Raw genomic sequence first — 24981 nt, forward strand, 5'->3', positions numbered from 1 at the left:
GCTCCCCGGGCAGGGATCGAACCTGCGACCTAGCGGTTAACAGCCGCTCGCTCCGCCAATTGAGCTACCGGGGAATAACTGGGGTGATGCGTTTATGAGAAAAAACCGGCTGAGTGCTGAATATTGTATTCGGATAGCGGCGGGAAGTCAAGACAGCGGGATCCGGCCGAGGGGCCCTTACGGCTACTTTGGAAAGTAGTATTTCAGGCCGACCGTCGCGACGAGACCGCTCATGTTCAGCGTGCTGCCGTCGGAAAAACCGCCCCCCTTTTCGTTCAGGCGGGTGTTCACAAAGGCATACCGCGCATCGATCGCGAAGGCGAGCGCGGAGGAAATTTTCACGTTTGCCCCGACCCCGAAATGAACTCCGACCGAATTGTCCGCTTGAACACTATAGTTTGGAATCCCCGATGCGGCCTTCTTCGCTTTGGTCTCCGCGCCGGCCCGGGCCGAATTGATATAGTAGCCCATGCCCACGCCGAAGTAAGGATCGAAAGGGGTGTCCTCGACCACCGGATGGAATTGCGCCGTCAGCAGAATGGGCGTCACGGTTAAATCGGCCACTTTGATGCCGGTTTCCAGATCCGCCGAAATCCAATCCGCGCTGATCTCTCCGCCGAGCCGTCCCTGACGGATTCCGGCCGTCAGTCCGACGACCGTCGGATTTTGAATGTCCGTCGCCTCGCCGAACAGATTGTTGCGCTGAAAAACGCCCGTTCCCAACCGCACCCCCAGGCTGGTCTCCGGCCCGATCAACGCATGGGCCGGAGCCGCCGGTCCCAACATCAAAATCGCGACGAGGCTCACGATGCGCTTCATATTCGATCTCCTTCGGCGGTCGGTTCTAGGATGGATCGCGCCGTTCCATTAGAATATTCGCCTGTTGGGCCGATGTCAAGGAGACGGAACAGGGACGGAAACATTACTTTCCCTCGATCAGCATCCGGTCGGGGTCTTCGAGGCGGGCGATGACGCTGTTCAAGAATCGGGCGGCTTCGGCGCCGTGGATCACGCGGTGGTCGAAGGTCAGCGAAAGCGGAAGGATCCGGCGGGCGACGATTTGGCCTTTCTTCACCACCGGCCGATCCGTGATCTTGCCGAGACCCAGGATCGCCACTTCCGGATAATTGATGATCGGCGTCCCGTAGTTGCCGCCGATCACGCCGAAATTCGTGATGGTCATCGTGCTGCCTTTGAGCTCGGAAAGCTCGATCTTGCGTTGGGCCGCTTTGTCGCCCAATTGATGCATCTGATGAGCCAGTTCCAAAATGCTTTTCCGTTCGGCGTCCTGAATCACGTACACCATCAGGCCGTCGGGGGTGTCGATCGCGATCCCCATATGGTAATATTTTTTGAGTAGGATCACGTCCCGGGCGTCATCGAGGCTGGCGTTCAGGTAGGGAAATTCCTTCAGACCCGCGATCGTCGCCTTGATGATGAACGGGAGATAGGTCAACTTGAAGCCCTGGGCTTCGGCCACCCGCCGTTCCTTTTGCCGCACCTCCTCGAGTTGCGTGACGTCGGCGTCGTCAAAGATGGACACGGCCGCCACGCGCGAAGCCGACTCGGCCACGTGCCGCGCGCTGGCCCGACGGATTCCGCGCAGCGGAACCTCTTCGATCGGGCCCGCGGCCGTTCCGGCGGCCGCGGAAACGGCCGCCGTCGGTGCGGCGGGCCCGCGGGCCGGCTCCAGATCCTCCATCGTGATCCGGCCGCCCGGGCCGGTCCCTTTCAAACGGGACAGATCGAGGCCCAATTCTTTCGCGCGCGCGCGGACGGCCGGCATCGCCGTCGGAACCGGGGCGGACGGACCGGAGCGGACGGACGACGGCCCGGTTTCGGGCGCCGGCCGCGCTTCCTCTTCCGGCGCCTCGTCCAGTCGACCGACCACCGACCCCTTGTCCCGCCGGGCCGACGAAGGCTCCGCGGCGGGTTCGGCGACCGGCTCACCGATGACGGCGAGGACCGTTCCGACCGGAATGATCTCGCCGGGCTGGCCCTGCAGTTTCAAGACCGTTCCGGCATAGGGCGTGGGCAGGGTCACCACGGCCTTGTCGGTTTCGATTTCCACAAGGGGCTGATGCTCGATGACGGCGTCGCCCTCCTTCACCAGCCACCGGACCAGCTCGCCTTCGGCGATGCCTTCGCCCACATCGGGAAAACGGAACTCTTTGGGCATGATTAAAATTCCATGACGTGATGCATCGCCTGTAAAACGCGCTCTTTATTCGGCAGGTAATAATTTTCCGTCTTCGGGAGGGGCACGGGCGTGTCAAAACCGGTCACGCGGGCGATGGGCGCGTTCAGATATTCCAGCGCCCGCTCCGCGATCAGGGCCGCGATCTCGCCCCCCAGCCCCCCGGTCCGCGGCGCTTCGTGGACCACCACGACCCGGCCCGTCTTTCGAACGGAGGCTAAAATCGCCTCCGAGTCCATCGGAGACAAGGTCCGCAGATCGAGCACCTCGGCCGCGATTCCCCCGGCCGCCGCGTCATCGGCCGCCGCGAGGGTCGGATAAAGCATCGCCCCCCACGCGATCAAGGTCAGATCGTCCCCCTCCCGGACCGTCCGGGCCTTTCCCAACGGGAGGGCGTACTCTCCCTCCGGCACGTCTTCCTTGATGGCCCGGTAGATCTTGGCCGGCTCCAGGAAAATGACCGGATCGGGATCGCGGATCGCCGAGATCAAGAGGCCCTTGGCTTCCGAAGGGCTCGCCGGAACGACGACTTTCAGGCCGGGCGTGTGGACCAGCATCGCCTCGGTGCTTTCGGAATGATGCTCCGGCGCATGGATCCCCGCTCCGTAGGGCGTGCGGAGCACCATCGGGCAGTGGTACTGTCCGCGGGACCGGGTCCGGATCCTCGAGGCGTGGGAAATCAATTGTTCCATGGCGGCATACAGGAACCCCATGAACTGGATCTCGGCCACCGGAACGAGGCCGTAGGCCGCCATCCCGATCGACATCCCGATCAGTCCCGATTCGGACAGCGGCGTATCGATCACGCGGTCCTCCCCGAACCGCTCCAGAAGCCCCTCGGTCACGCGGAACACCCCCCCGTCTCGGCCGACATCCTCGCCCAAGACCACGACGGACGGGTTGCGTTCCATCTCCTGCCGGAGTCCCTGATTAATCGCCTGGACAATGTTGAAACGGGCCATCTTCGGATCCTTCGTGATTCCCGTGCGGGCGCGAGGTCTCACGCCCCTGCGTCATTCTTTCTTCGCCTCACGATCCTTCAGAAAATTCAGCAGCCCGTCCATCTGCTCTTTCAGCGGCGGGGTCAATTCATAATAGATGTAGCGGAACAGGTCGGCCGGTTCCTGCGGAGGCTGCGCTTCAAACTCCTCGACCCCCGCGGCGACACGGCGTTCGGCCTCGGTTTGCGCCTGCTCCCCCAACGCGGGCGTCCAGAGTTTTTGTCGCTCCATAAATTTCTTCAGCCGCTCGATCGGGTCCTTCCCGACCCAGGGCTTGACCATTTCTTCCGTCCGATAGCGGGAGGCATCGTCCGCCGTCGTATGATCCCCCATCCGATAGGTCAGGCATTCGATGAAGGTCGGGCCGCCGCCGGCCCGGGCCCGGTCCGCCGCCTCCTTGACGGCCTTGTAAACCGCAAAGACATCGTTGCCGTCCACCTGCATTCCCTCAAACCCGTAGGCGATCGCCTTCTGGGCCAGCGTCGGCGCGGCCGTCTGGCGTCGAATCGGCACCGAAATGGCCCACTGGTTGTTCTGGCAGATAAAAACGACGGGCAAGCGGAAGACGCCGGCCAGGTTCATCGCTTCGTGAAAATCCCCCTTGGACGTCGCGCCGTCCCCGAAGTAGGCCGCGACCGCGACCGGGTCCTTGCGATAGCGGGCGGCCCAGGCCGCGCCGACGGCGTGCGGAATATGCGTGCCGACCGGGATCGAGGTGGGGAAATAATGCCGGTGCAGTGGAACCTCGCTGCCGCGCTCGTCGCCGGACCAGTATTGAAACAGCATCCGGATCGGTATGCCCCGGACAAGGCCGACGCCCATCTCGCGGAAGGCCGGAAAGATCCAGTCCGCAGGGCCGAGGGCGTAGGCGCTTCCCACCTGGGTCGCCTCCTGGCCCCGGACCGGCGCGTAGGTTCCAAGACGCCCCTCGCGCTGGAGGGCCAGTGCTTTTTCATCGAACACGCGGGAAAGAACCATCCATTCGTAGAGGGATTGGATTTCTTTGGGGCTTAAGGAGGGCAGGAGTGAAGCGTCGGATTGTCCCTCTTCGTCCAGAATTTGAAGCCATTCGACATTAAATTGATGGATCCGCCTTCTGGGCATCTCGACCGGCTCCTCCGAATCGAACGAATTGAGGAAACATTTCCTGATTATTATAACATATCCCGTTTTCAACACAAGATCCTTGTGTGTTATAATGAAAATCAGATTCCTCTTCCCTGTTCCCCACCGGTGAGGATGCAGATGACCCGCGGTCGACGCGATTTGCGCAATGATACCGGTCTTCAGGCTCGTCAGGCGGTAATCGTCAGCGCCGTCCGCACGCCGATCGGTCTGCTGAACGGAGCGCTCAGCGCGCTTTCGGCACCGCAACTCGGAAGCCTCGTCATCGCCGAGGCGCTTCGTCGAATCCAGTTGGACCCCGTTTCCGTCGAACAGGTCATCCTGGGCAACGTTCTCTCGGCCGGCCTCGGTCAGGCGCCCGCCCGTCAGGCGGCCCTGGGCGCCGGACTTCCGGAGACGGTCGGCTGCCTGACGATCAACAAGGTCTGCGGATCCGGACTCAAATCCGTCATGCTGGCCCGGCAGGCGATTCAAAACGGCGAAGCCGAAGTGATCGTGGCCGGCGGAATGGAGAGCATGACCAACGCCCCTTACCTGCTTCCCAAGGCCCGGCGGGGATACCGGGCCGGTCATGACGTTCTCATCGACAGCCTGATCAAGGACGGCCTCTGGGACGTCTATAACGACTTTCACATGGGCCAAGGGGCCGAGTTGTGCGCCCGCAAATACCGGATCACCCGCCGGCAGCAGGACGACTTTGCGATCGGCAGTTACACCAAGGCTCTGGAGGCGCGGAACAAGGGCCGCTTTCGACCGGAAATTCTTCCCGTCGATATTCCACAGAACCGCGGCCCGGCTCACCGCGTCGAGGCGGACGAGGATCTCGACCGGGCCGATTTCAAGAAGCTCCGCGCGCTTTCGCCGGCGTTTCAGAACGACGGCACGGTCACGGCCGGGAACGCCTCCTCGCTGAGCGACGGCGCGGCGGCCGTGGTCGTGATGTCGGCGCGAAAGGCCCGGCAATTGAAGCTCAAGCCGCTCGCGACGATCGCCGGCTCGGCGGAGGCCTCGACCGCGCCGGAATGGTTCTCGATCGCTCCGGTCAAGGCGATCCGAACCTTGCTCGACCGGACGGGGGTCCCGATCCGACGTGTCGACCTTTTTGAAATCCACGAGGCCTTCGCGGCCACGGCGCTGGCCGTGATCCGGGATCTGAAACTTCCGGAAGACAGGGTAAACCTTCGGGGAGGCGCCATCGCACTGGGCCATCCCATCGGGGCCAGCGGCGCGCGCATTCTCACGACGCTGCTTTATTTGATGAACGACCTGGACCGGCATCGCGGGGTGGCCTCCCTCTGCATCGGCGGCGGCGAGGCGGTCGCCATGATGGTCGAACGATGAAATCGGCCGGGCCGAGATTTAAAAACCTTTCCGATCTGGAAATCGATCCGCTCTACACACCCGCGTCCGTCCGTCGTTCCCGCAAAGACCGGACCGATCCGGGCCTCCCCGGAAAATTTCCATACACGCGCGGAATCTATCCGACGATGTACCGGGGAAAGCTCTGGACGATGCGCCAATTCTCCGGCTTCGGGTCGGCGGAGGACACGAACAAGCGGTACCACTACCTGCTCGACCAGGGCACGACCGGTCTCTCCGTCGCCTTCGACATGCCGACCTTGATGGGATACGATTCGGACCATCCCAAATCCAGGGGCGAGGTCGGTCGCTGCGGCGTCGCGATCGACAGCCTGGAGGATATGAAGGCCCTGTTCCGGGGAATCCCGCTCGACCGGGTCAGCACCTCGATGACGATCAACGGCCCGGCCGTCGTACTGCTCGCGATGTACGCCGTCGTCGGGGATGAACAGGGGGTCTCACGGAAAAAGCTTCGCGGCACGCTCCAAAACGACATCCTGAAAGAATACATCGCACAGAAGGAATGGATCTGTCCGCCGTCGCCGTCGTTGAAACTGATCAACGACACGATTCGCTTCTGCGTCGAATCGATCCCGCAGTTTCACCCGATCAGCATCAGCGGCTACCATATCCGGGAGGCCGGATCGACCGCCGTCCAGGAACTGGCCTTCACGCTGTACGACGGATTGACCTATGTCCGATCGGCGATGGAGGCGGGACTGAAGATCGACGATTTCGCCCCGCGGCTCTCTTTCTTCTTCAATGCGCACAACGATTTCTTTGAAGAGATCGCGAAATTCCGGGCGGCCCGAAGGCTCTGGGCCCGGGAGATGAAGCGGCGGTTTCATCCCCGGCGCCCGGCTTCCCTGATGCTTCGCTTCCATGCGCAGACGGCCGGCTGCTCGCTGACGGCCCAGCAACCCTATAATAATGTCGTCCGTGTCGCTCTTCAGGCGCTCTCGGCCGTGCTGGGCGGGGCCCAGTCGCTTCATACGAATTCCCTGGATGAGACGCTCGCGCTTCCGTCGGAGGAGGCCGTCACACTGGCGCTTCGTACACAGCAGATCATCGCCCATGAAAGCGGCGTCGTCAATACCGTCGACCCATTGGGAGGGTCCTATTACATCGAGACACTGACGAACCGGATGGAAGAAGAGGCCGGAAAATATTTTAAACGCCTCGATGCGGTGGGCGGGATGGTGGCCGCGATCGAGCAGGGCTACCCGCAACGCGAGATCCACCGCGCGGCCGCCCAATATCAGCGCGAGGTGGATGCGGGCGAACGGATCATCGTCGGGGTCAATCGGTTCACGGACGCACACGAAATCCCGATTCCGATTTTAAAGATCACGCAGGCGACCGAAGACAAACAGATCCAACGGCTCAAGCGTCGAATGGCCCATCGCTCCCAACGCCGCCTGTCGGCCGCGCTGGCTCGTCTCACGGGGGCCGCGGAGAAGAACAGCTACCTCATGCCGCACGTCATCGAGGCCGTACGCGCCGAGGCCACCGTCGGCGAGATCTGCGACATCTTTCGAAACGTTTACGGGGAATACCGCGAAGGAAACGAGTTTTAGAGGATAGATCGCATCCCATGCGTATTGGTCCGATCGAAATCCATGCGCTGACCGACGGCCTGTTTCGCCTCGACGGCGGGGCGATGTTCGGGATCGTCCCCCGACCGCTCTGGGAGAAGACCAACCCGCCGGACGACCGTAATCGAATCCGGATGAATCTCGGCGTGCTTCTGATTCGGGCCCACGGAAAAAATATTCTGGTCGACACCGGCGCCGGGGGGAAGTTGGACCCCAAGTGGCGGGAGATTTACGCGCTCGAGCGCAAACCGGGCCTGGAAGAATCGCTCGCGAAGCTTCGACTGACGCCGACCGACATCGACATCGTCATCAACACCCATCTCCATTTTGATCACGCGGGCGGAAACACCTTCCGCAACCTTCAAGGACAGATCGTCCCGACCTTTCCAAAAGCCCGGTACTTCGTCCAGAAGGGCGAATGGGACTGGGCCCATACGAAACATGAACGCACGCAGTTCGCCTACCTCCAAGACGACTTCTCCCCGCTCGAGCGGAGCGGCCGATTGACCCTATTAAACGGCGATGAGGAGATCTTAAAAGGCGTCCGTGTTCTTGTAACGCCGGGCCATACGGAGCATCATCAATGCGCCCTGGTCGAGTCGGAGGGCCGCAAGGCGATCTTCCTCGCCGACCTGATTCCGTTGGTGGCCCATCTCCCCTATCCTTATATCATGGGATATGATCTCTTTCCGCTCAAGACGCTTGAGACCAAGAAAAAGATCCTCCGGCAGGCCTATGAGGAGCATTGGCTTTTGATTTTCCAGCACGACCCCGACACGGAGATGGGGTATCTGAAGAAAACCGAGGACCGGTTTACGCTGGAGGCGGTTCATGACCCCGCGGCATAAAAAAGCGGCCGGAGCGGGCCGCCCGCAACGGGTGCTGATCGCGAAGATCGGTCTGGACGGCCATGACCGGGGCGTCAAGATCGTGGCCAAGGCGCTTCGCGACGCCGGCGTCGAGGTGATCTATCTGGGGCTTCACAACACGCCGGAGGAGATCGTCCGGTCGGCCGTTCAGGAAGACGTCGACGCGATCGGGCTGTCGATCCTGTCGGCCGCGCATATGACCCTTTTCGAAGAAGTCATGCAGCTTCTCCGAAAAGAGAAGGCGTCCGACATCGCGGTCTTCGGGGGCGGGATTATCCCGAGCGACGACATTCCGGCCTTAAAGAAGCTGGGCGTCCGGGCCGTCTTCACACCCGGAACGCCGATGGAGGAAATCGTCGCGTTTGTTAAAGAGGAGATCAAACCGCATGCCGTTCTCAAAAAATAACGGCCGGGTCTACATGATCGCCGGAGGAATCACGCCGTTCAAGAAGCGCTACGACGACAAAGACTTCCGGCTGATGGTGAAGCAGGCCTACGACATGGCGCTGGCCGAGGCGCCCCGTCTCACGCCGGACCGCATCGACGGCGCGGTCGGCTCCTACTTCTCGGACCATTTCACCCGCCAGCTCAAGGCCGCTAGCATGGTCCAGGATTATCTCGGCCTATGTCCCAAGCCGTCCAAGCGGATCGAGGGCGGGGGCGCGACCGGCGGGCTCTGCCTTCAGTCGGCCTGGGAAGCGGTCGCCTCCGGCCGGATGTCGGTCTGCGCGGCGTTCGGCTTCGAGACAATGTCCCGCGTGAACACCTGGAAGGGCAACGAATTCATCGCGCTGGCCTCGGATACCAACTTCGATTTTCCGGTCGGCGGGTTTTATAGCGGCTACTACGCGATGATGGTGCGCCGGCATATGCACGAGTTCGGCACCACGCCCGAGCAGATGGCATTGGTCTCGGTGAAGAACCACGCCAACGCCCTTTACAACCCGTTTGCACAAAAACCGCTTCGGCTCACGGTCGAGGCGGTCCGCTCCTCTCCGATGGTGGCCGATCCGCTCACGATGCTGGACATCTGTACGATGTCGGACGGGGCCGCCGTCTGCATCCTGGCCAATGAAGAAGCCGCCGAGCGCTTCGGGCGCGCTCCGATCGCGATCACGGGGGTCGGCTCCGGTTCGGATATGATGCGGATGGCCGACCGGCCGCACGGGAAGGTGCCGCTTCTGCCGCACGAACGCGCCGGCGACTATCGACGTCTCAAATATCCCGGCGTCCATTCCTTCCGCGGCGGTCGGATGGCGGCCAAGCTGGCGTACGGGATGGCCGGCATCATCCGTCCGTTGGATGAGCTCGACTTTATCGAGCTCCATGACGCTTACACCTCTTCCGAGATCCAGACCTATGAAGACCTCGGTCTCTGCAAATACGGAGAGGGTGGGAAGTTTGTGGAAGAGGGACATCCCTTTCTGTCCAACGTCGACTACGGAATGAAACTCAAGAGCCCCGGAACTTTGCCGGTCAATCCATCGGGAGGCCTGCTGGCCTGCGGCCATCCCGTCGGGGCGACGGGTCTCATGCAGGCGGTCTTCGCCTACTGGCAGCTCCAAGGCTCAATCAAAAAACAGATGGGAAGCGCCAAGCTGCAGGTGAAGGGCGCAAAGCGGGGGCTCATCCACAGCCACGCCGGCACCGGCACCTATATTACCGTCACGATCATGGAGAAGCCGTAAATATGCATCGGCGGGTGGCCGCAGGCGGGGCGCCCCATCCGACCGCAACGGAAAGGCCAAGGAGTATTTCGTATGGATCCCCTGCAACATTAGGAAGCACGTTGAGTGAGGACGGATGGGGCTGCCGGAGGACAGGAACCGCGGATGAGATGGACGGGGTATTGAGTGTACGCGCGTCGGTTAAACGCCGTTTGGCACCGAGCCTTAGCCGGATTCCCCCAAACGTAAGCCGAGGCGCCGCTTGGGCCCGATGCCGAACAGCAACGCAGAACGGGCATTACGAATCGGCCATGGTTTGAATTAACCGAGGTCACACTATGCCAAGAAAGATCAGAAACGGAACGGTCGTATACAATCTCGATCCGCTTATCGTCAAGGACCATTATGAGATTGATTACCGCCACTCCTACGCCCAGGACTCCCCGTTCTTCGCGGGCCTGGCGAAAGGACGGTTGCTTGGAAGCTTCTGTTCGAAATGCCGCTACACCTACGCCACGCCGCGGTCGCACTGTTGCCAATGCGGCCGCGCCACCGAATGGCGCGAGCTGCCGCGGGACGGACGGATCCATACCTACACCGTCTGCCATTACGGCGGCGAAGCCTTCCTGGATGAGACGCCCTTCACGCTGGTGCTGGTCGAGTTCAAAGGCGCGGACACCCTGTTCCTCTCCCGGCTGGTCGGCGCAAAAGCGGAGGAAGTCCGGATCGGTATGGAGGTGACCGCCCGCTTTGCGCCGACGCCGTCCTTTCGGGTCACGGACGTCTGGTTTGAGCCAAAGCTTAAAAAAAGTAAGACGTAAGGCGTGAGGAGTAAGTAGATGAAGGACATCCTCTGGCGGCCCACCGAAGAACTCATTCGTTCCTCCAACGTGCACCGCTTCATGGAACGGCACGGCATTAAAACCTACGAAGACCTGATCGCCCGATCCACCGATGACATCGAATGGTTCTGGGACGCCGCCATGCAGGATCTCGGCATCTCCTGGTATCGGCCGTATGAGAAGGTTCTGGATACCTCGGCCGGCATCCCCTGGGCCCGGTGGTTTGTGGGCGGAAGGACCAACATCGTTTATAACTGTCTTGACCGCCATCTCCCCGCCCGATCGAACAAGACGGCGCTCCTCTGGCAAGGCGAGGACGGCGCCGTCCGGGAAATGAGCTACGGAGAACTTGATCGCGAGGTCGGCCGTCTGGCCAACGCGCTGAAGGACTTGGGCCTTCAGAAAAGAGACACCGTCGGACTTTACATGCCGATGTGTCCCGAGATGGTGGCGGCTTTCTACGCCGGTCTCAAGATCGGCGCGGTCGTGATCCCGATCTTCTCCGGCTTTGCCGCAGCGCCGCTGGCTTCCCGTTTGGCCCATGCCGGCGCCAAAGTTCTCATCACGGCGGACGCCTCCCTCCGACGGGGAAAGGTCCATCCCGTCAAGCCGGAGGCCGATGCGGCGGCCGCCCGCTGTCCCGGCCTTAAACATCTTATTGTCGTCAACCATCTTGGGACCGAAATCCCGTGGAATCCGGACCGCGATCTCTGGTATCACGAACTCATTTCCAAGCGCTCCGAGACCTGCGCCACGGAGTCCCTGGATTCGGAAGACACCGCGCTGATTCTTTATACCTCCGGAACGACGGGTCAACCGAAAGGCTCGGTGCATACCCATGGGGGCTGTCTGGCCCAGATGGGAAAGGAGCTGGGCTACCCCTTCGATTTGAAGCCGGAGGACCGGTTTTTCTGGCTGACGGACATCGGCTGGATGATGGGCCCATGGATGATCATCGGGGTGCATCTCTTCGGTGGAACGATCCTGATCACCGAGGGGGCCCCCAACCACCCAAAACCCGACCGACTCTGGGAGATCATCGAACGGCATCGGGTTACGATCTTCGGAATCTCCCCGACCGCGGTCCGGATGCTGATGCGGGCCGGAGACGCCTGGGTGGAACAGCATGATTTATCTTCGCTTCGGATCCTGGGCTCGACCGGCGAGCCCTGGGACGCCGAAAGCTACTCGTGGTTTTTTCACAAAGCGGGTGGAGGACGGATCCCGATCATCAATATCTCGGGAGGGACCGAGATCGTCGGCTGTTTTCTCGCCCCCCTTCCGATCATACCGCTGAAGGCCTGCACCCTCGGCGGGCCGGGTCTCGGAATGGACGTGGACGTGTTTGACGATCAAGGAAAGCCCGTGCGAGGACAGAGGGGTCATCTGGTCTGCAAGAAGCCAGCGCCCTCCATGACGCGAGGGTTTTGGATGGATCCGGACCGTTACCTCGAAACCTACTGGTCCCGGTGGCCCGACATCTGGTTCCACGGCGACTGGGCCTACGTCGACCCGGACGGCTACTGGTTTCTCGAAGGACGATCCGACGACACCATCAAAGTAGCCGGCCGCCGGACCGGGCCGGCCGAGATCGAAGAGGCCTTGATCGCCCATCCGGCCGTCTCCGAGGCCGCGGCCATCGGCGCGCCGGACCCGATCAAAGGCGAAGAGGTGGTCGGCTTCGTCGTGCTCAAGCCGGGGCACGTCCCCGATGAAATTCTGAGGGAGGAATTGGAAGCGCAGGTGGTCCGCGCGCTCGGGAAGACGCTGCGGCCGAAAGAGATCCGCTTCGTCACGGACCTCCCCAAGACCCGATCGGCCAAGATCGTCCGACGGGTGATTCGAGCGAAATATCTGGGCCAGACCGACCTGGGCGACCTTTCGTCGATCGAGAACCCCCAGGCCATCGAGGAAATCGGCCGGGCGCGCTGATGCGACGGGCATTTGGCTGGCGGTCCGAAATACATTATAATCAATAGCAAGAGGGATTCGTGATCGACTTCGACCTCACAAACGAGCAGACGCGGCTGAAGCAGACGGCCCGCGAGTTCGCCGAGTCCGAGATCGCGCCCGGGGTTGCCGAACGGGATCGGGACAGCCGCTTTCCCTGGGAACTCGTCCCCAAGCTGGCCCAAATGAAATTTCTGGGAATCATGGCCCCGAAAGAATACGGCGGCGCGGGACTGGACAGCCTGAGCGCAGCCATCATCGTTGAAGAGATCGCGCGGGTCGACGGATCCACCGCACTGACCGTGGCTTCCCACAACGCCCTCAGCGTCCGCCACATCCACCGGTTTGGAAGCGAGGCTCAACGAAAACGCCACGTCACGCGGCTGGCCTCCGGCGAAGTCCTGGGCGCTTGGGCGCTGACCGAGCCCCACGCCGGCTCGGATGCCTCCGCGCTCGAAACCACGGCGCGGCTTGAGGGCGATCATTGGATCTTGAACGGTCAAAAAATGTTCATCACGCAGGGTACCGTCGCCGGCATCTATATTATCATGGCCTCGACCGACCGGACGCTTGGTACCAAAGGAATCTCGGCCTTTGTGGTCGAGAAGGGAACGCCGGGTCTGACCCCGGGTCAACCCACGAACCGCTTCGGCGTCCGGGCGTCGGACACCGCGCCCCTGACCTTGGAGAACGTAAAAATCCCGAAAGAGAATCTCATCGGCAACCTCCACGAAGGCTACGACCAGGCCATGGAAATGTTGAACGGCGGACGGATCGGGATCGGCGCGATGGCGGTCGGGCTGGCCCGGGCCGCGCTGGAGGCGGCCGTGCGCTACGCGCATCAGCGCGTCCAGTTCGGAAAACCGATCGCCCAGCACGAGGGGATTCAGTTCATGCTGGCCGATATGGGCACCGAGCTTCAGGCGGCCCGTTTTCTCGTCTATCACGCCGCCTGTCTAAAGGATAAGGACCGATCGTATCGCAAGGAAGCCTCGATGGCCAAGTTGTACGCATCGGAAATGGCGATGCGCGCCACGAACAAAGCGATGCAGATTCACGGCGGCTACGGCTTTTTAAAGGACAATCCGGTCGAACGTTACCTCCGCGACGCCAAGCTGTGCGAGATCGGCGAGGGAACGTCCGAGATCCAGCGGCTGATCATCGCGAAGGAGTTGCTGAAAGGGAAGGAACTGCCTTGAGGCTGGAGAACCAAACGGTTGCATCATCGGAGAGTTCGGTGGTCCCTGAAGGCCAGTTCCACGGAGCCTCCTTAGCGACCGCGACAACCCGGAATGGCACCGTCATATAGCCGCAAGGCGCCATGGGCCATCCGATAGAAAAATACCGCCTTGAATGGCGCGACTTGGAAATGGCCGGAAGGGACTACCGAACTCCTAAACGACTTGGCCGCATCATGAACAATTGGACCCGAAAAATCCGTAGCGGCGATTTTCGCGCGGCGGCGAAGTTAATCACGGCGATCGAGCGGGGCGATCCGTCCGCGGTTCCGATCTTAAAGTCCCTGTATCCATACACCGGCCGGGCCCGGATCATCGGAATCACCGGATCGACCGGAACCGGCAAGAGCAGCTTGATCAACGGCCTTACGACCGGCTACCGTCGTCTGCGGCAACGGGTGGGCATCCTGGCCGTGGATCCCACCAGCCCGATTTCCGGCGGTGCGATCTTAGGCGACCGGATCCGGATGCGGGAGCATTTTACCGATCCCGGCGTTTTCATCCGCAGCATCGCCAGCCGCGGCGCCCCGGGCGGGCTCCCGGTTCTGGTTCTGGCCGAAGCGGTGCACGTCTTGGACGCGCTTGGAATGGATGTGGTCTTCATCGAGACGATCGGCGTCGGCCAGGATCAGACGGCCGTTTCCTCCATCGCACGGACCACCGTGGTCGTCCTCAACCCGACCATGGGAGACGAGGTTCAGCTTTTAAAGGCCGGGATCATGGAGGTGGCGGATTTATTCGTGGTGAACAAAGCGGATCTGCCCGGGGGGGACACGATGGCGATTCATTTGTCCGATCTGTCCGGGTCCGAGCGTCCCATTCCGGTTTTCAAAACCTCGGCCCTCAAACAGCTCGGCATCGACGAGCTCATCAAAGGGTTGAACGATCTGGCCCGGAAGACCCGGCAAGCCCGACAACCGAAAGGAACCGATCGCCGATGACGACCCTGGCTGAGCGATTGGCCGCCTTCGCCCACGGGCTATCGTTCGACGATCTGCCGCGCAACGTGGTCCATGAAGTCAAGCGGCGGGTGATCGATTCGATCGGTTGCGCGATCGGGGCGTTTGATTCGGAGCCCTGCCGGATCGCCCGAACGGTGGCCCGTCTCGTCACGAGCCGGTATCCGGCCACCCTGATCGGGACCGCGCACGCGTCCGCGCCGGATCTGGCCGCCTTTGCGAACGGAACGATGATCCGGTACCTTGACTACAACGACACGTATCTCTCGAAGGAGCCGGCCCATCCCAGCGACAACATCGCGGCCGCGCTGGCCGTCGCCGAGGCGGAAGGCGCCGGCGGAAAGGCCCTGATCGCCTCGATCGTCGTCGGTTACGAGATCCAATGCCGGCTGTGCGACGCGGCCGCTCTGCGCACGCGGGGCTGGGATCATGTCACCTACGGCCCCTTGTCCACCGCGCTGGTCGCGGCCAAGCTGATGGGCCTGCCGCAGGCGTCGATGGTCCACGCGCTCGGACTGGCGGGCGTTCCCAATATCGCCCTCCGGCAGACGCGCGTCGGCGATCTGTCGATGTGGAAAGGCTGCGCGTTCGCCAACGCCGCTCGGAACGGGGTCTTCGCGGCGTGGCTGGCCAAACAGGGGATGACCGGACCGGCGCCGCTGTTCGAGGGAGAAAAAGGATTCTTCCGACAAGTCACGGGCCCGTTTGACCTGCCGCCGCTGGCTGAAAAGGGGCGGCCGTTTAAGATCATGGATACGTATATCAAATTCTATCCGGCCGAATACCATGCCCAGAGCGCCATCGAAGCCGCACTGCTGCTTCGACCCAATTTTGCACTCAAAGACATCCGTACCATCGCCGTGAAAACGTTCGATGTCGCGGTCGAGATCATCGGAAAAGACCCCGAGAAATGGCGGCCCCGCAACCGTGAGACGGCGGATCACAGCTTGCCTTACCTTGTCGCCGTGGCGCTTATGGACGGCCGCGTCGGGCTTGACCAGTTCACGGAAGCTCGGATCGCGGATCGCCGCCTCCAGGCGCTGATTCAAAAGGTAGCGGTCACGGCCGATCCCGCGTTCGACCGGGCCTATCCCGAGGCCATGCCGAATCAGGTCCAGGTGAAGACCGTCGATGGCCGCTCCCACGCTCTTAAAGTCACCTATCCCAAAGGGCATCCGAAACGTCCCTTAACGGATAGCGAGTTGGAGGCGAAATTCAGTTCGCTGGCCGAACCGAGGCTCTCCAAGAAACAGATCCGAAGGCTTTTAGATCGTCTCTGGAAGCTGGACGCCTTAGAAAAAATGGACGATCTCCTCTCCCTTTGTATCGTCCCCGGAAAACGGAAAGGACGTCCGACATGAGTTCGGCTTGCCAATTACGCAAGCAACTCGATCAGGGACTGGTTGTCGCTCCGGGGGTGTTTAATGCCGTCACGGCCAAGATGGTGGAAGTCGTCGGCTTTCAGGCGGCCTATCTCTCCGGAGCCGGGCTGACCAACGCGATGACCGCCTTTCCGGACATCGGACTCTTGACGATGTCCGAGCTGGCGCAACAAACGGCCTACATCGCCTCCGCGATCCGCATCCCCTTGATCGTCGATGCCGATACCGGTTTCGGCGGGCCGCTCAGCGTGGCCCGGACCGTTCGAGAACTGGAGCGGGCCGGCGCCGCGGCCATCCAGATCGAAGACCAGCAAGACCCGAAACGGTGCGGTCATCTGGCCGGAAAACGCTTGATCCCGGCGAATGCCATGGCCGAAAAGATCCGCTCGGCCGCAAAAGCTCGGAGGAACCCCGACCTCGTCATTATCGCGCGGACGGATGCCCGCGGGGTGGAGGGCTTGAAGGCCGCCATCGACCGGGCTCGCCGATACCGGGAAGCCGGTGCGGATATGATTTTTCCCGAGGCGCCGGAGTCGGCCGCGGAATTTTCCCGATTTGCAGACCGCGTGCCGGGACCACTGATGGCCAACATGACCGAATTCGGAAAAAGCCCGTACGTGTCGGTTCGAGAGTTCGATCGGCTGGGATATCGATTGGTCATCTTTCCGATGACGATTTTCCGCGTCATGATGAAATCGGCGGAGTCCGCCCTCCATGAACTCAAACGGAGCGGAACGCAACGCAGGCTTTTAAGCCGGATGCAAACGCGGAAGGAATTGTATGCGCTGTTGAATTACGAGGAGTATGAAAAGATGGAGGCGGAAGCATCAAGCTCGCGGACACGATCTCCTAAACGCCGCGACTAAATCGTCCCGAGCCCCCCTGCTAGGAGCCTTTCTTGATCTCCAGGATAACCTGTTTGGCAATCTCCTTAAGAGTCTCGAACACACCCTGCCCCTGGGGAGCGACCGCCTCGAAGAAAGGAACCCCTTTGGGGTTTAACGCCTGGTTCAATTCCTCCACCGAAACGGCGCTGGGCAGATCCCGCTTATTGTATTGGACGACAAACGGAAGATTGTCGAGATTGTACCCTTGTTCCTGGAGATTCTTCCGCAGGTTGTCCATGCTTTCAATGTTGGCCTCCATCCGTTCCGTCTGAGAGTCCGCAACGAACACCACGCCGTCCACTCCTTTGAGAATCAATTTTCGACTCGCATCGTAGAAAACCTGGCCGGGAACGGTGTAGAGATGAAATCGGACCTTGAAGCCTTTAATGTTTCCCAGGGCCAACGGCAGAAAATCAAAAAAGAGCGTTCGTTCACTTTCGGTGGCGAGCGAGATCATCTTTCCTTTGCTGTCGGGGTTCGTCTTTTTGTAAATGTACTGGAGGTTGGTCGTTTTTCCCCCCAGACCGGGACCGTAAAAGACGATCTTGCAGTTGATCTCGCGCGCGGAATAATTGATAAACGACATGCAGACCCGTTCCCTTGTTAAACCCCGACCGAGTGCAGACGATCAGCCAAACAGCTTTTCAATGTCATCTTCCGTAATTTCGGCGAAAGGAGACTTCGACGACTCCTTGGGTGTCCCGCCGCCTGCGGCGGTCGGAGCCTTGACCTGATCCACTTTTTGCAGGATCTTTTGTAAGATTTGACCCAGGACCTCAACGCTTTTTTTAACCCGCAAACGCACCAGTCCCAACGAAGACCGTTGGTCGAAGATCACGACGAGAATGACCCGGCCGACCAGCGAGATATGAATATTGTCCCGCTCCCCCTCGTGGAATAAAATCGAGAAGTCTTTCTCACCCAACAGCTTGGCCATTCCGCCGGTCGCAGCGATGTTCCCCGCCGTCAAAGAGGCCAGAGAGGTGGTGTCCAGATTTTCCGTCTCGCCGATCGCCGAAATCAGCTGGCCGTTCTTATCCACCAGAAACGTGACCTTGGCGTTGGCCTGTTGGTGAAGCCGGCGGAGCTCGGCGTCGATTTGCTTGAACTCCTCCTCGTACATGATCAATCCAGGATCGGGCATACTTCAACCTCTCCCGTGGTTTAAAAAATCTATGGAATTATAGAGGAATTATAAGGAGGTTGCAAGCGCCGGATTCAAACGGCGCGCCGAGGGCGGATCAGGGTCCGGATGAATTTTCATCCCAGACGGCCCCTTCGTCCAGAAACCCGCTTTCTTCTTCTGAAGAGCCGGCGGGCTCGGACAAGCGGGCGTAGTGCCGGGCCCAGGTGACGTAGATGTTCCCGCTGTCGTGCATGGCCGAACAGGCTTTCGTCCATTGCTGCAGTCCATCGACGTCGCCCGCCTGCTGTAATTCGGCCGCGCGCTTCTCAAAGGCCCGGTTGAGATTCTCGATCGCTCGGGTGACTTCGACGATGGATTCCCGGATTTCTTGATTATCCACCAGCGGTTTCCTGAAGTTTTCGGGATGCCTAACCGGCCAACAACACCGAATCGACCACGGCTCCGAAGAACGTCGTCTCTAGGTTCTGATGATGGCGCAGGAGCTGCTCCAGCGCGAACCGTCCCCTTGCAACGGGATCCTGCCGGCTCGCCGGTTCGGCCGCCTTCAAGAAGGCCTGGGCGGCCTGCTGATAACGGGCCAGGCCGTCTTTCGTGAGAAGGTCGATGCGCGTCCCGTTTGGAGTATTGTGGTCCTCGATGTTTATTTCATCACCGGATATCGCGAGGGTCAAATGTTCTTTCTCGATATACCTCCCGGAAATTTGAATATAACCCTTCTCCTCCGCGGCGGCGGGACGGTTTCCGATCAGATACTGACCGTCGCGAAGGCGACGGACCAGGCCGTAATCCCTCCCGATCGTGGTATCCCGGACGGTCATGTACCAGTCCCCCTTCTTCGGGTCTCGGATAAAATAGACCGAGAGAACGCCGATATTGAGTCGAAATATGGGGGAATGAAACCGATAGCGATTGTTCCCCATTCCCCCGATAAAGGCATGCTCGATGCTCTTTTCCGATTCGAAGAAAAGCCGGTATTTAAACAGACCGGCCGCGACCTCCGTGATCCGACCGTCCTCAACCAGACCATGCAAATGGGACTTTATCTGCTCCACGGTCTGGGCCTGCTTTTGCGGATCCTTAGGAGATTGCAACTTGAGAAGCAGAATCAGATCTTCGGCCAGAAAGGCCCGGTGGGGTTCCCGTTCCAGCGTTTTTAAGATAAGGTCTTTTAAAGAGGGCGGGGCGACAGTCGGGGTTTGCGGGTTTGTTGTTATTTCCATCGTCTCTCCGAATCCAAGAGGAATTCCCCCCCACAGCGATGACGCGAGGGGGGCTTTGCTTGTGGATGGCCGTGATTACCCTTGGTAGGCTTGGCCGAGCGCGGCCGCTTCGGCCTTATGCTTGTCAAGCATGATCTCGCCGGTGGCGCCATCGACGGGGGCCATGATAATCGCATTGTGCTTGGCCGCGTCACAAACCACGACGCAGAGCTCGCATCCTTTGCAGCGCTCGATAACCACAAACGCCTTCATTTTCCGGGTATCGAGCTTGATGCAGTCAGCTTCCGGGCAGTACATGATGCAAAGCCGACATCCTTTATTGGCGACACACTTCTCATCTTCTACATAGGCGATATTATACACGGGACCAACCCTCTGGTTAGACGGCCACGGCCAATTTCCGGTTCTCGGCCCAAGCGGAGGCCAACTCATACGATTTTTTGATCGTGGCCATGTTCTTCTGCAGCAACTGTTCCTTCTTGGCGAACTTCTTCTTGATCGCCTCATCCAGCGTGGCCGTTCCTCCGGAGGCCACGTACTTCTTGCCGAACCGCTCTTGAATGGCCTGGTCCACCGCCTCCATCGTCACCACCTTGGAAATGCCGGTGACCGCGCCGATCATGGCCATATTCGAGGCCAACTCGGTTCCGGCGATCTCAAGCGCCAGCGCTGTGCCGTCAAACGTGTAGACGGCCACGTTCAATTCCTTCAGATGCTCTTTGTCTTCATCGTTCAGCAGGTCCGAATTGGAATTGATGATCAACAACCCGCCTTTTTTGATGCCCGAATAGAAAGGCGCCGTGTAACTTTTCTGCAGAGTGATCACCTGGGGATGGAATACCATAATAATATCCGGATAGACAAGCTCTCCCCGATCATAAATCCGCTCGGAGCCGATCCGGCAGTAACTCTCGGCCGGGGCCATTCGTTTCTCGGCTCCGAAGAAAGGATTCGAAATCGAAAATTTCCCGTCTTTGTTGGCGGCCATGGCCATCACGTGGGCCGAGGTCACCACCCCTTGGCCGCCCAATCCGGACATTCGAATATTCGTGCGTTTCTTCAACATGGCGATGCTCCCTCTTATGCTGCCGGCTGGGTCGCCGCAATGGCCGCCGTCTTTTTCTTCGCCTCGATGTCGGCCAGAAACTGCTTGGCTTCGTCGGTGATGTACTCTTTGTAATTGAAGCGCTCGCCCGGCTTTTCGGAATCGCGCATCTCCTGAAGGCCTTCCATGCTGTTCTTGCCGATCTCAAGGATGCAAGGAGTGTACATCTGAATGTAGGTCGGCCCGACCTCGCGGGCCAGCAGCACCGCGTTCTTGATCACCTTCTCCACCAAGGAAGGCTTGCTGACCGTCAGGTTGACGACGTAACAACAGCCCGACTCCCGCGCGATCTCAGGCAACCGAACCTTGTCGAACTTCTTGCCCGTCGGAGCCATCTTGGCCACGAAACCCTTGCGCATCAGACCGGATTCCTGTCCGCCCGTGTTGGCATAGAGCTCGTTGTCAAAACAGATCGTCGTGAATTTTTCCTGACGGAACCAGGCCTGCAACGTCATGTCGAGACCGATATCCACCGTCGCCCCGTCGCCGGCCAGCACCACCACGTCCTTGATCCGGTCCGGGAATCGGACGGTGAGAGCCCGTTTGAGTCCGCTGGCAACGGCGTTCTGGTTGCCGAACAATGAATGGATGTTGTGCACCGCCACCATGGGGAAAACAAGGCTCGTGCAACCGGTGGATCCGACCATCACGGTGTCTTCCGGATTGGGAAGGGAAGCGAGGATGTATCGGAAGGCCATCGACTCGGGACAGCCGGCGCAAAGCGAATGCGCCTCGATCAGCTCTTTGCTGTTCCCGATATCTTTCCAGCCACGGTCCTCATTCCCGTAGGTGGATTGCTCGACCAGATCGCGATACTCCGGGGGCATGATATCAAAAAACTCGGGACAGATCTGAATCTTTTCTTTGCTCATGACACTTCTCCTTATTTTCGCTTTAGAACGTTAGAAATCAGCTGCCCCTTCCCGCCAAGGTCGCCACATGCCGACCCAGGGTTTTCTGAATCTCTTCCGCGATGACTTCGGCCGGCATCGTCATTCCACCCGCTACATGGGGGCCGGCAATGATTCGATGATTGTCCGGAAGAGCGGCCTTCAACTCTTGGGCCAACCATCCTACGACGTTAAATTCCGGAACGAAGATGTGTTTGGCATTCTTGGTGGCCGCCCGAAGTTCTTCAAACGGGAAAGGACGCAGGCTTTTCACCTTCACCAATCCGACCCGAATTCCATCATCCTCCAGCAGCCGGATGGCCTCCCGGCCCTGGGATACGGCGGTTCCCGAAGCCACGATCAAAATCTCCGCATCCGTATTCTCGGTCTCGATCAGGCCCCCGATCAACGGAATGGTATGTTTTCGCGACCGTTCACAGGCCGACCGGGTTTCTTCCTGCCAGGAGGCATGGGTCATGTAACTGATATAGTTGGACTTCATTATAAAAGGATCCCGCATCATACGGACGGGCGGGCATTCCATGTCCATGCAGACCACCGGCGAACGGTAGGGATCATAGGGAGGAAGGCACATCTCCGGAGGCGTGAGCATCACCGTATCTTTGGTGTGGGTTACAAAAAACCCGTCGCAACACAGCGCGAGAGGCAGATGAACATCCGGCTGTTCGGAAACGATGTACCCCTTCAACATCCAGTCGAAGAAGTCCTGGGCCGTCTCGGCATGCCACACCAGCATCCCTGTTCCCAACAGGAAATACATCTCCAGCGTATCCGGCTGAATGCTCAGGGGCGAGTTGATACCCCGGCAGGTCACAATCATCTGGATCGGCAAACGGGATCCAACCCACATGGGAAAATTCTCAAAGGCCCGCATCGTGCCCGGGCCCGCCGTGGTCGTAAAAACCCGGGCCCCGCCGAACGCGGCCCCGGCGCACTGGCTCATTACCGCAAACTCGCTTTCGCCGCGCATATAATCGCCGACGTACCCCTCCGCGTACAGCTCCCCGATCAACGCCGCCGCTTCGCTCTGGGGCGTGATGGGATAGGCCACCATCACATCCACGCTCGCCCGTCGGATCGCTTCCTTGATCACTTCGCTACCGGTGTAAAAGGCCGCGGTGCGAGGGGCTTCGAAGAAGAGATGGTTGGGATCCGTATAGGTCTGACCTTTTTTGTTTTGTTTGCCGATCAGGCTCTTCTGAACTTCAGATAATTCGTTGGCCATTTTAGCCTCCTCCATCGGATAATCTTACAAAAACGTTGTCGCGGTGCCGGTCGGCTCCGTTTCCGGTCTCTTTCTCCGCGGGTCGGACCCAAGGGATCCCCTTCAATTTGCTGACCCACTCGGCCAATCGCAGAATTTTCTCGGGCGAAGTATCCCGAATAGATAGGTTGGCGTCCTCATGGCCGGCCTGGGCGCACAGAGCGATGGTAAAGCAGCTGGTTCCCCCTCGGATAATTTTGAGAGAAAGATTGGCCATGTGACAGTGAACACCGACAAATATGCAGACATCTTCTTTATTGTGCCAGATCGTCAAGTTGGGATGATTGGGATTGATTTCCACCTCGGGATTGATCTTGGGATACTTGGGCCGATAGTCGGCCATCGGAATGATCCGTGCCGGAATGACATCGGCCAGGATCTTAATGGCTTTCGCCTTTTTGGCCGCCTTCTCGTTCCAGTTCCAGAGTACCAGCGGACCCGGATGTATCGTGGGGTTCTTGGCTTCGATCAGTTTCCGGGCCGCAAATTCCAGCGCCTGTTCTTCCGAAACAATCTCGCCTTCAATATGACCTTCCCCCGGCTCCGGGAGCACAATTCCCATCCGGGCGGCGCCGGGTGTAAAATAGGCCTCGGGCCCTGCAAGCACTCTGTATCTTTCCGACTGCATAACGCGTCCTTTCTCAGGTCTCGGGTGTGTCCCTCTGGGTATCTTCGTCCGTGTTATTATGTAATTTAAACGCCCTCTGCTCCATTTGTCAACGTCTTTTTATCGAAACTGAAACAGCTTGTTCCATTTTTACGGATAGGTGTCTCTGGCGACCGTTTTCCTCAAGATAGCGGATAATGTTCCCGACCCCACGGGTCGTCCATTCCTCCAAAAATGGCTGCACCATGACCGAAAAGATCTTGGGCACGCGGTGAATCTCCGGATAGCCTTCCGCACCAGTCAGGGCGTCCAAAAAAGCGGCCTTGACGCAAGCGGTTAATGCCCTCTGTTGTTTCCTTGCCTCCTCCTCAGGTTCCAGAACACAGAGGGTTTTGACCTCTTTCAGTGCCGTCACAACCGATGCCGCCGGGAAAGGAGTCTCGTCAATCACCTGAACTAACCCCAACCGGAGTCCCCGATGACGATGGAGGAGATCCATAGCCACGAGCAGAGAGTCTTCCCAGATTCCGCGCGTGACAAAAACCATATCTGCATCCGTCACTCTATAGACCCTAACATGATTGTCCGCCACCCACTCCGGATTCGCTACGATCATCGATAGGGACTCTTCATCGCCGTCAACGAATTTTCCAGATACCCCCCCCTCAAACGGGGCGGCGGTTCCGCGGATGAGCCGGAATTCGCCGACCTTGTCCGGGGAATATCGCTCCATGATTTTCAAAAATTCTTCCATCGAGAGTTGAAGCACACCGGCCATGGCCGGCCACTTTGTAAGCGGCAGCGGTGCAATGCCGTACTCAAAATTGTAAATCGCCGAAACGCGTTTGTAGCCCAACGCTTCAGCCATTTTAAACGGGCTGATCTCTTTCCGAAGCCGATAATGCCGCAGCCACTCTCCAAACGTCTTGAATTGCATAGGATATTGTTCCAAGTTACTCATTGTATGTAACAATGTAACATGCACCAAGTGCTTAGTCAAGCTGTTTTTTAGAAGAATTCGGGCGAAATGGACAAATTTACAATAGTTCGCGGCGGCCTTCGAGTGATTTGATGAGAGTGACCTCGTCCGCATATTCCAAATCCATGCCGACCGGAATCCCGTAGGCGATCCGTGTGACCTTCACACCGGTGGGCTTGATGAGCCGCGTGAGGTAAATCGCCGTCGCTTCCCCTTCGATCGTCGGGTTGGTGGCGATGATAACCTCCTTGGTCTCTCCCAGTTTAAGCCGATCAAGAAGAGATTGAGCCTTGATTTCGGCGGGCCCTCGACCGTCCAGCGGCGAAAGACTTCCCACGAGGACATGGTACAAGCCCTTGTACTCTCCTGTGCGCTCGATGGCAAACAGTGTGCTGGTTTCTTCGACAACAAGAATCCGCGTGCGATCACGCAAAGGATCGGCGCAGAAGCGGCAGACCTCTTCTTCCGATATGTTATTGCACCAACGGCAAAACCGGAGGCGTTCCTTGACATCCAGAATGGCTTGGGCAATCCCTCGAGCTTCTTCGGCAGGCAGCTTGAGAAGAAAAAAAGCCAAGCGCTGGGCCGTCTTCCGACCGATGCCCGGCAGTTTTCTGAGTTCGTCAATCAATCGGTCGAGCGGGTTTTGAGACGTTCCTTCCATCCGCGGTCCCCCT

At 59.5% G+C, this 24981-nt stretch carries 26 protein-coding genes and 1 tRNA gene; 11 read left to right on the plus strand and 16 right to left on the minus strand.

Going from position 1 to position 24981, the window contains the following annotated elements; all coding sequences use genetic code 11:
* Position 1: 1 nt before the first annotated feature.
* The 5 genes from VLY20_08270 to pdhA all read right to left on the minus strand — a co-directional run bounded on the left by VLY20_08270 (position 2) and on the right by pdhA (position 4302).
* Positions 2-74: transfer RNA gene (locus VLY20_08270), tRNA-Asn, on the minus strand.
* A 109-nt stretch (positions 75-183) separates the two neighbouring features.
* On the minus strand, positions 184-819 hold the full coding sequence (locus VLY20_08275) for an OmpW family outer membrane protein (GenBank protein HUK56638.1): 636 nt from the start codon (positions 817-819) through the stop codon (positions 184-186).
* A gap of 103 nt (positions 820-922) precedes the next feature.
* Complete coding sequence (locus VLY20_08280; protein ID HUK56639.1) at positions 923-2179, minus strand: dihydrolipoamide acetyltransferase family protein; 1257 nt, start codon at positions 2177-2179, stop codon at positions 923-925.
* Positions 2180-2181: 2 nt separating this feature from the next.
* Positions 2182-3159: an alpha-ketoacid dehydrogenase subunit beta gene (locus tag VLY20_08285; protein HUK56640.1), complete on the minus strand. Its 978-nt coding sequence runs from the start codon at positions 3157-3159 to the stop codon at positions 2182-2184.
* Between the two features lie 51 nt (positions 3160-3210).
* Positions 3211-4302, minus strand: coding sequence for a pyruvate dehydrogenase (acetyl-transferring) E1 component subunit alpha (pdhA, locus tag VLY20_08290; protein ID HUK56641.1), 1092 nt, complete (start codon positions 4300-4302; stop codon positions 3211-3213).
* A gap of 141 nt (positions 4303-4443) precedes the next feature.
* Between pdhA and VLY20_08295 the strand changes: the two genes are divergently transcribed.
* The 11 genes from VLY20_08295 (at position 4444) to prpB (ending at position 17050) form a co-directional block, all read left to right on the plus strand.
* Positions 4444-5664, plus strand: a complete 1221-nt coding sequence (locus VLY20_08295) for a thiolase family protein (GenBank protein HUK56642.1) — start codon at positions 4444-4446, stop codon at positions 5662-5664.
* Positions 5661-7259: a methylmalonyl-CoA mutase family protein gene (locus tag VLY20_08300; protein ID HUK56643.1), complete on the plus strand. Its 1599-nt coding sequence runs from the start codon at positions 5661-5663 to the stop codon at positions 7257-7259. Before VLY20_08295 ends, VLY20_08300 begins: the two co-directional genes overlap by 4 nt.
* Before the next feature lie 17 nt (positions 7260-7276).
* The gene (locus VLY20_08305; protein ID HUK56644.1) at positions 7277-8125 is read left to right on the plus strand and encodes an MBL fold metallo-hydrolase; all 849 of its coding nucleotides are present in this window, start codon (positions 7277-7279) and stop codon (positions 8123-8125) included.
* Complete coding sequence (locus VLY20_08310; protein ID HUK56645.1) at positions 8109-8552, plus strand: cobalamin B12-binding domain-containing protein; 444 nt, start codon at positions 8109-8111, stop codon at positions 8550-8552. Before VLY20_08305 ends, VLY20_08310 begins: the two co-directional genes overlap by 17 nt.
* The gene (locus VLY20_08315; GenBank protein ID HUK56646.1) at positions 8533-9834 is read left to right on the plus strand and encodes a thiolase domain-containing protein; all 1302 of its coding nucleotides are present in this window, start codon (positions 8533-8535) and stop codon (positions 9832-9834) included. The genes VLY20_08310 and VLY20_08315 overlap by 20 nt, the downstream gene beginning before the upstream one ends.
* A 317-nt stretch (positions 9835-10151) precedes the next feature.
* Positions 10152-10634, plus strand: a complete 483-nt coding sequence (locus tag VLY20_08320) for a Zn-ribbon domain-containing OB-fold protein (GenBank protein ID HUK56647.1) — start codon at positions 10152-10154, stop codon at positions 10632-10634.
* Positions 10635-10652: 18 nt separating this feature from the next.
* On the plus strand, positions 10653-12587 hold the full coding sequence (locus VLY20_08325; GenBank protein HUK56648.1) for an AMP-binding protein: 1935 nt from the start codon (positions 10653-10655) through the stop codon (positions 12585-12587).
* 62 nt (positions 12588-12649) lie between these two features.
* A complete protein-coding gene (locus VLY20_08330) occupies positions 12650-13804 on the plus strand; it encodes an acyl-CoA dehydrogenase family protein (GenBank protein ID HUK56649.1) in 1155 nt (384 codons plus the stop codon).
* 215 nt (positions 13805-14019) lie between these two features.
* Positions 14020-14784: a methylmalonyl Co-A mutase-associated GTPase MeaB gene (gene meaB, locus VLY20_08335; protein HUK56650.1), complete on the plus strand. Its 765-nt coding sequence runs from the start codon at positions 14020-14022 to the stop codon at positions 14782-14784.
* Positions 14781-16163 (plus strand): MmgE/PrpD family protein, encoded by a 1383-nt coding sequence (locus VLY20_08340; protein HUK56651.1) that lies wholly within the window; start codon positions 14781-14783, stop codon positions 16161-16163. The genes meaB and VLY20_08340 overlap by 4 nt, the downstream gene beginning before the upstream one ends.
* Positions 16160-17050, plus strand: a complete 891-nt coding sequence (gene prpB, locus VLY20_08345; protein HUK56652.1) for a methylisocitrate lyase — start codon at positions 16160-16162, stop codon at positions 17048-17050. The genes VLY20_08340 and prpB overlap by 4 nt, the downstream gene beginning before the upstream one ends.
* Positions 17051-17069: 19 nt before the next feature.
* On the opposite strand, the gene VLY20_08350 is transcribed toward prpB, so the two are convergent.
* From VLY20_08350 to recR, 11 genes are all read right to left on the minus strand, one after another.
* Positions 17070-17657: a GTPase domain-containing protein gene (locus tag VLY20_08350; GenBank protein HUK56653.1), complete on the minus strand. Its 588-nt coding sequence runs from the start codon at positions 17655-17657 to the stop codon at positions 17070-17072.
* Positions 17658-17699: 42 nt separating this feature from the next.
* The gene (locus VLY20_08355; GenBank protein HUK56654.1) at positions 17700-18215 is read right to left on the minus strand and encodes a roadblock/LC7 domain-containing protein; all 516 of its coding nucleotides are present in this window, start codon (positions 18213-18215) and stop codon (positions 17700-17702) included.
* Between the two features lie 97 nt (positions 18216-18312).
* A complete protein-coding gene (locus VLY20_08360; GenBank protein ID HUK56655.1) occupies positions 18313-18597 on the minus strand; it encodes a hypothetical protein in 285 nt (94 codons plus the stop codon).
* Between the two features lie 28 nt (positions 18598-18625).
* Complete coding sequence (locus VLY20_08365; GenBank protein HUK56656.1) at positions 18626-19438, minus strand: FHA domain-containing protein; 813 nt, start codon at positions 19436-19438, stop codon at positions 18626-18628.
* Positions 19439-19513: 75 nt separating this feature from the next.
* Positions 19514-19735, minus strand: a complete 222-nt coding sequence (locus tag VLY20_08370; GenBank protein HUK56657.1) for a pyruvate ferredoxin oxidoreductase — start codon at positions 19733-19735, stop codon at positions 19514-19516.
* Positions 19736-19817: 82 nt separating this feature from the next.
* The gene (locus tag VLY20_08375; GenBank protein ID HUK56658.1) at positions 19818-20504 is read right to left on the minus strand and encodes a 2-oxoacid:acceptor oxidoreductase family protein; all 687 of its coding nucleotides are present in this window, start codon (positions 20502-20504) and stop codon (positions 19818-19820) included.
* A 14-nt stretch (positions 20505-20518) separates the two neighbouring features.
* Positions 20519-21415, minus strand: coding sequence for a thiamine pyrophosphate-dependent enzyme (locus tag VLY20_08380; protein HUK56659.1), 897 nt, complete (start codon positions 21413-21415; stop codon positions 20519-20521).
* A gap of 37 nt (positions 21416-21452) precedes the next feature.
* Positions 21453-22679, minus strand: coding sequence for a transketolase C-terminal domain-containing protein (locus VLY20_08385; GenBank protein HUK56660.1), 1227 nt, complete (start codon positions 22677-22679; stop codon positions 21453-21455).
* A 1-nt stretch (position 22680) separates the two neighbouring features.
* Positions 22681-23346, minus strand: coding sequence for a carbon monoxide dehydrogenase beta subunit family protein (locus tag VLY20_08390; GenBank protein ID HUK56661.1), 666 nt, complete (start codon positions 23344-23346; stop codon positions 22681-22683).
* Positions 23347-23434: 88 nt separating this feature from the next.
* Positions 23435-24286 carry a hypothetical protein gene (locus tag VLY20_08395; GenBank protein ID HUK56662.1) on the minus strand — a complete coding sequence of 284 codons (852 nt, stop codon included), beginning with the start codon at positions 24284-24286 and terminating at the stop codon, positions 23435-23437.
* 76 nt (positions 24287-24362) lie between these two features.
* Positions 24363-24968 carry a recombination mediator RecR gene (gene recR, locus VLY20_08400; protein ID HUK56663.1) on the minus strand — a complete coding sequence of 202 codons (606 nt, stop codon included), beginning with the start codon at positions 24966-24968 and terminating at the stop codon, positions 24363-24365.
* Positions 24969-24981 lie beyond the last annotated feature (13 nt).

It is taken from the genome of Nitrospiria bacterium, assembly GCA_035517655.1.
Taxonomy (GTDB): domain Bacteria; phylum Nitrospirota; class Nitrospiria; order JACQBZ01; family JACQBZ01; genus JACQBZ01.

Coding starts and splice junctions, on each gene's coding strand:
- VLY20_08275 (HUK56638.1), bottom strand. CDS start 819: ATGAAGCGCATCGTGAGCCTCGTCGCGATTTTGATGTTGGGACCGGCG.
- VLY20_08280 (HUK56639.1), bottom strand. CDS start 2,179: ATGCCCAAAGAGTTCCGTTTTCCCGATGTGGGCGAAGGCATCGCCGAA.
- VLY20_08285 (HUK56640.1), bottom strand. CDS start 3,159: ATGGCCCGTTTCAACATTGTCCAGGCGATTAATCAGGGACTCCGGCAG.
- pdhA (HUK56641.1), bottom strand. CDS start 4,302: ATGCCCAGAAGGCGGATCCATCAATTTAATGTCGAATGGCTTCAAATT.
- VLY20_08295 (HUK56642.1), top strand. CDS start 4,444: ATGACCCGCGGTCGACGCGATTTGCGCAATGATACCGGTCTTCAGGCT.
- VLY20_08300 (HUK56643.1), top strand. CDS start 5,661: ATGAAATCGGCCGGGCCGAGATTTAAAAACCTTTCCGATCTGGAAATC.
- VLY20_08305 (HUK56644.1), top strand. CDS start 7,277: ATGCGTATTGGTCCGATCGAAATCCATGCGCTGACCGACGGCCTGTTT.
- VLY20_08310 (HUK56645.1), top strand. CDS start 8,109: ATGACCCCGCGGCATAAAAAAGCGGCCGGAGCGGGCCGCCCGCAACGG.
- VLY20_08315 (HUK56646.1), top strand. CDS start 8,533: ATGCCGTTCTCAAAAAATAACGGCCGGGTCTACATGATCGCCGGAGGA.
- VLY20_08320 (HUK56647.1), top strand. CDS start 10,152: ATGCCAAGAAAGATCAGAAACGGAACGGTCGTATACAATCTCGATCCG.
- VLY20_08325 (HUK56648.1), top strand. CDS start 10,653: ATGAAGGACATCCTCTGGCGGCCCACCGAAGAACTCATTCGTTCCTCC.
- meaB (HUK56650.1), top strand. CDS start 14,020: ATGAACAATTGGACCCGAAAAATCCGTAGCGGCGATTTTCGCGCGGCG.
- VLY20_08340 (HUK56651.1), top strand. CDS start 14,781: ATGACGACCCTGGCTGAGCGATTGGCCGCCTTCGCCCACGGGCTATCG.
- prpB (HUK56652.1), top strand. CDS start 16,160: ATGAGTTCGGCTTGCCAATTACGCAAGCAACTCGATCAGGGACTGGTT.
- VLY20_08350 (HUK56653.1), bottom strand. CDS start 17,657: ATGTCGTTTATCAATTATTCCGCGCGCGAGATCAACTGCAAGATCGTC.
- VLY20_08355 (HUK56654.1), bottom strand. CDS start 18,215: ATGCCCGATCCTGGATTGATCATGTACGAGGAGGAGTTCAAGCAAATC.
- VLY20_08365 (HUK56656.1), bottom strand. CDS start 19,438: ATGGAAATAACAACAAACCCGCAAACCCCGACTGTCGCCCCGCCCTCT.
- VLY20_08370 (HUK56657.1), bottom strand. CDS start 19,735: ATGTACTGCCCGGAAGCTGACTGCATCAAGCTCGATACCCGGAAAATG.
- VLY20_08375 (HUK56658.1), bottom strand. CDS start 20,504: ATGTTGAAGAAACGCACGAATATTCGAATGTCCGGATTGGGCGGCCAA.
- VLY20_08380 (HUK56659.1), bottom strand. CDS start 21,415: ATGAGCAAAGAAAAGATTCAGATCTGTCCCGAGTTTTTTGATATCATG.
- VLY20_08385 (HUK56660.1), bottom strand. CDS start 22,679: ATGGCCAACGAATTATCTGAAGTTCAGAAGAGCCTGATCGGCAAACAA.
- VLY20_08390 (HUK56661.1), bottom strand. CDS start 23,346: ATGCAGTCGGAAAGATACAGAGTGCTTGCAGGGCCCGAGGCCTATTTT.
- VLY20_08395 (HUK56662.1), bottom strand. CDS start 24,286: ATGAGTAACTTGGAACAATATCCTATGCAATTCAAGACGTTTGGAGAG.
- recR (HUK56663.1), bottom strand. CDS start 24,968: ATGGAAGGAACGTCTCAAAACCCGCTCGACCGATTGATTGACGAACTC.